Raw genomic sequence first — 5225 nt, forward strand, 5'->3', positions numbered from 1 at the left:
CGCCTGGAGGAGCCCGAGAGGGAGCCGAAAGAAGCGTCCGTACCTTGAGAACTCAACAGCGTGCCAAAAGTCAACGCCAAATGTTGATACCCCGTCATCGTGAAGATGGCGAGGTTCCTTTGTAGTAACACATAGCGAGGACGCAGTGCACGGGTGGCTATTTTCCGGCTGCCTGTGCCGCTCTCGTGGTGTTCGTCTTCGGGAGGCCTGTGGTCTTCCGGGGTTTGAAGCATTCACGGAGAGTTTGATCCTGGCTCAGGACGAACGCTGGCGGCGTGCTTAACACATGCAAGTCGAACGATGAAGCCGCTTCGGTGGTGGATTAGTGGCGAACGGGTGAGTAACACGTGGGTAATCTGCCCTGCACTCTGGGACAAGCCCGGGAAACTGGGTCTAATACCGGATATGACCACTTCGGGCATCCGATGGTGGTGGAAAGCTCCGGCGGTGCAGGATGAACCCGCGGCCTATCAGCTTGTTGGTGGGGTAATGGCCTACCAAGGCGACGACGGGTAGCCGGCCTGAGAGGGCGACCGGCCACACTGGGACTGAGACACGGCCCAGACTCCTACGGGAGGCAGCAGTGGGGAATATTGCACAATGGGCGAAAGCCTGATGCAGCGACGCCGCGTGAGGGATGACGGCCTTCGGGTTGTAAACCTCTTTCAGTAGGGAAGAAGCCTTCGGGTGACGGTACCTGCAAAAGAAGCACCGGCTAACTACGTGCCAGCAGCCGCGGTAATACGTAGGGTGCAAGCGTTGTCCGGAATTATTGGGCGTAAAGAGCTCGTAGGCGGTTTGTCGCGTCGATTGTGAAAGCCCGGGGCTTAACCCCGGGTCTGCAGTCGATACGGGCAGGCTAGAGTTCGGTAGGGGAGATCGGAATTCCTGGTGTAGCGGTGAAATGCGCAGATATCAGGAGGAACACCGGTGGCGAAGGCGGATCTCTGGGCCGATACTGACGCTGAGGAGCGAAAGCGTGGGGAGCGAACAGGATTAGATACCCTGGTAGTCCACGCCGTAAACGGTGGGCACTAGGTGTGGGCAACATTCCACGTTGTCCGCGCCGCAGCTAACGCATTAAGTGCCCCGCCTGGGGAGTACGGCCGCAAGGCTAAAACTCAAAGGAATTGACGGGGGCCCGCACAAGCGGCGGAGCATGTGGCTTAATTCGACGCAACGCGAAGAACCTTACCAAGGCTTGACATACACCGGAAAGCCGTAGAGATACGGCCCCCCTTGTGGTCGGTGTACAGGTGGTGCATGGCTGTCGTCAGCTCGTGTCGTGAGATGTTGGGTTAAGTCCCGCAACGAGCGCAACCCTTATCCTGTGTTGCCAGCGGAGCCTTCGGGCTGCCGGGGACTCACGGGAGACTGCCGGGGTCAACTCGGAGGAAGGTGGGGACGACGTCAAGTCATCATGCCCCTTATGTCTTGGGCTGCACACGTGCTACAATGGCCGGTACAATGAGCTGCGATACCGTGAGGTGGAGCGAATCTCAAAAAGCCGGTCTCAGTTCGGATTGGGGTCTGCAACTCGACCCCATGAAGTCGGAGTCGCTAGTAATCGCAGATCAGCATTGCTGCGGTGAATACGTTCCCGGGCCTTGTACACACCGCCCGTCACGTCACGAAAGTCGGTAACACCCGAAGCCGGTGGCCCAACCCCCTTGTGGGGAGGGAGCTGTCGAAGGTGGGACTGGCGATTGGGACGAAGTCGTAACAAGGTAGCCGTACCGGAAGGTGCGGCTGGATCACCTCCTTTCTAAGGAGCAATAGCCAGCTTCGGGCGAATGTCCCGGGGTGGTTGCTCATGGGTGGAACGTTGACTATTCGGCACATTCTGGCCTGTTCGGGTCTGTGAGTACTGTGGTCTGCCTTCGGGTGGGTGGCGTGGAAAGCGGGTTCGGGTGGTCGGGGTGTGGTGGGCGCGCTGTTGGGTGTCTGAGGGCACGGCCGCTGTTGTTTGGTGGTGGTGTTGCTCGGTGCCGGCCCCCGGTGGGTCCTGCTTCGGTGGGGTGTGTCTGGGTGACTGGTTGTTGTTTGAGAACTGCACAGTGGACGCGAGCATCTGTAGGGCAAGTTTTTAAGGGCGCACGGTGGATGCCTTGGCACCAGGAACCGATGAAGGACGTGGGAGGCCACGATAGGCCCCGGGGAGCTGTCAACCAAGCTGTGATCCGGGGGTGTCCGAATGGGGAAACCCGGCAGTCGTCATGGGCTGTCACCCGCACCTGAATGTATAGGGTGTGTGGAGGGAACGCGGGGAAGTGAAACATCTCAGTACCCGCAGGAAGAGAAAACAACCGTGATTCCGGGAGTAGTGGCGAGCGAAACTGGATCAGGCTAAACCGTATGTGTGTGATACCCGGCAGGGGTTGCGCATGCGGGGTTGTGGGAGTTCTTTTGGTCGTTCTGCCGGACGGCCGGTGAGTCAGAAACCGTATGGATAGGCGAAGGGCATGCGAAAGGCCCGGCGTAGAGGGTAAGACCCCCGTAGCTGAAATCTGTACGGCTCACTTGAGGACCACCCAAGTAGCACAGGGCCCGAGAAATCCTGTGTGAATCTGGCGGGACCACCCGTTAAGCCTAAATATTCCCTGGTGACCGATAGCGGATAGTACCGTGAGGGAATGGTGAAAAGTACCGCGGGAGCGGAGTGAAATAGTACCTGAAACCGTGTGCCTACAAGCCGTGGGAGCGTCGCACAGTGAGAGCTTGCTCTTGCTGTGTCGTGACTGCGTGCCTTTTGAAGAATGAGCCTGCGAGTTTGCGGTATGTTGCGAGGTTAACCCGTGTGGGGGAGCCGTAGCGAAAGCGAGTCCGAATAGGGCGTTTCAGTAGCATGCTCAAGACCCGAAGCGGAGTGATCTAGCCATGGGCAGGGTGAAGCGGAGGTAAGACTTCGTGGAGGCCCGAACCCACCAGAGTTGAAAATCTGGGGGATGACCTGTGGTTAGGGGTGAAAGGCCAATCAAACTCCGTGATAGCTGGTTCTCCCCGAAATGCATTTAGGTGCAGCGTTGCGTGTTTCTTGCCGGAGGTAGAGCACTGGATAGGCGATGGGCCTTACCGGGTTACTGACCTTAGCCAAACTCCGAATGCCGGCAAGTGAAGCGTGGCAGTGAGACTGTGGGGGATAAGCTCCATGGTCGAGAGGGAAACAGCCCAGAGCATCGACTAAGGCCCCTAAGCGTGTGCTAAGTGGGAAAGGATGTGGAGTCGCAGAGACAACCAGGAGGTTGGCTTAGAAGCAGCCATCCTTGAAAGAGTGCGTAATAGCTCACTGGTCAAGTGATTCCGCGCCGACAATGTAGCGGGGCTCAAGTACACCGCCGAAGTCGTGTCGTTTCAGCATGTGCCTTAACGGGTGCTGGGACGGGTAGGGGAGCGTCGTGTGCCGGGTGAAGCAGCACCGGAAGGTAGTTGTGGACGGTTCACGAGTGAGAATGCAGGCATGAGTAGCGATACACACGTGAGAAACGTGTGCGCCGATTGACTAAGGGTTCCTGGGTCAAGCTGATCTGCCCAGGGTAAGTCGGGTCCTAAGGCGAGGCCGACAGGCGTAGTCGATGGATAACCGGTTGATATTCCGGTACCCGTGATGGAGCGCCCACGCTGAATCAGGCGATGCTAAGCCCGTGAAGCCGCCTCCTGAGCCTTCGGGTGAGGGGGGAGTGGTGGAGCCGGTGAACCAGACTTGTAGTAGGTGAGTGATGGGGTGACGCAGGAAGGTAGTCCAGCCCGGGCGGTGGTTGTCCCGGGGTAAGGGTGTAGCCCGTTGTGCAGGGAAATCCGTGCAACATGGTGGGTGAGACCTGATGCCGAGCCGATTGTGGTGAAGTGGATGATCCTATGCTGTCGAGAAAAGCCTCTAGCGATGTTTCATTGCGGCCCGTACCCTAAACCGACTCAGGTAGTCAGGTAGAGAATACCGAGGCGTTCGGGTGAACTATGGTTAAGGAACTCGGCAAAATGCCCCCGTAACTTCGGGAGAAGGGGGGCCATGTCTGGTGATCACCCTTGCGGTGTGAGCTGGGTGTGGCCGCAGAGACCAGCGAGAAGCGACTGTTTACTAAAAACACAGGTCCGTGCGAAGCCGTAAGGCGATGTATACGGACTGACGCCTGCCCGGTGCTGGAACGTTAAGGGGACCGGTTAGTTGGCCTTCGGGTCAGCGAAGCTGAGAACTTAAGCGCCAGTAAACGGCGGTGGTAACTATAACCATCCTAAGGTAGCGAAATTCCTTGTCGGGTAAGTTCCGACCTGCACGAATGGCGTAACGACTTCTTGACTGTCTCAACCATAGGCCCGGTGAAATTGCACTACGAGTAAAGATGCTCGTTTCGCGCAGCAGGACGGAAAGACCCCGGGACCTTTACTATAGCTTGATATTGGTGTTCGGTTCGGCTTGTGTAGGATAGGTGGGAGACTGTGAAGTTGCCGCGCTAGCGGTGGTGGAGTCGTTGTTGAAATACCACTCTGGTCGTGCTGGATGTCTAACCTGGGTCCGTGATCCGGATCAGGGACAGTGTCTGGTGGGTAGTTTAACTGGGGCGGTTGCCTCCTAAAGAGTAACGGAGGCGCCCAAAGGTTCCCTCAGCCTGGTTGGTAATCAGGTGGTGAGTGTAAGTGCACAAGGGAGCTTGACTGTGAGACTGACGGGTCGAGCAGGGACGAAAGTCGGGACTAGTGATCCGGCGGTGGCTTGTGGAAGCGCCGTCGCTCAACGGATAAAAGGTACCCCGGGGATAACAGGCTGATCTTCCCCAAGAGTCCGTATCGACGGGATGGTTTGGCACCTCGATGTCGGCTCGTCGCATCCTGGGGCTGGAGTCGGTCCCAAGGGTTGGGCTGTTCGCCCATTAAAGCGGCACGCGAGCTGGGTTTAGAACGTCGTGAGACAGTTCGGTCCCTATCCGCTGCGCGCGCAGGAGTCTTGAGAAGGGCTGTCCCTAGTACGAGAGGACCGGGACGGACGAACCTCTGGTGTGCCAGTTGTCCTGCCAAGGGCATGGCTGGTTGGCTACGTTCGGGAGGGATAACCGCTGAAAGCATCTAAGCGGGAAGCCTGCTTCGAGATGAGGACTCCCACCCACTTGATGGGTTAAGGCCCCCTATAGACGATGGGGTTGATAGGCCAGATATGGAAGCCCTGTGAGGGGTGGAGTTGACTGGTACTAATAGGCCGAGGGCTTGTCCTCAGGTGCTCGCGTCCACTGTGT

Annotated in this window: 1 protein-coding gene and 2 rRNA genes; 2 read left to right on the forward strand and 1 reads right to left on the reverse strand. The window is 57.9% G+C overall.

Going from position 1 to position 5225, the window contains the following annotated elements; translation table 11 throughout:
• Positions 1 to 233: hypothetical protein (locus tag PJ985_RS22975; RefSeq protein WP_271685818.1), on the reverse strand; the 233-nt coding region annotated here is incomplete at its 3' end.
• Between PJ985_RS22975 and PJ985_RS22980 the strand changes: the two genes are divergently transcribed.
• Both PJ985_RS22980 and PJ985_RS22985 read left to right on the forward strand, forming a co-directional pair.
• A 16S ribosomal RNA gene (locus tag PJ985_RS22980) occupies positions 233 to 1765 on the forward strand. The genes PJ985_RS22975 and PJ985_RS22980 overlap by 1 nt on opposite strands.
• A 311-nt stretch (positions 1766 to 2076) precedes the next feature.
• Positions 2077 to 5204: ribosomal RNA gene (locus PJ985_RS22985) — 23S ribosomal RNA — on the forward strand.
• Together the 16S and 23S rRNA genes form the textbook arrangement of a ribosomal RNA operon.
• Positions 5205 to 5225: the final 21 nt, after the last annotated feature.

Origin of the sequence: Streptomyces sp. ACA25 (genome assembly GCF_028200735.1) — a bacterium.
Taxonomy (GTDB): Bacteria; Actinomycetota; Actinomycetes; order Streptomycetales; family Streptomycetaceae; genus Streptomyces.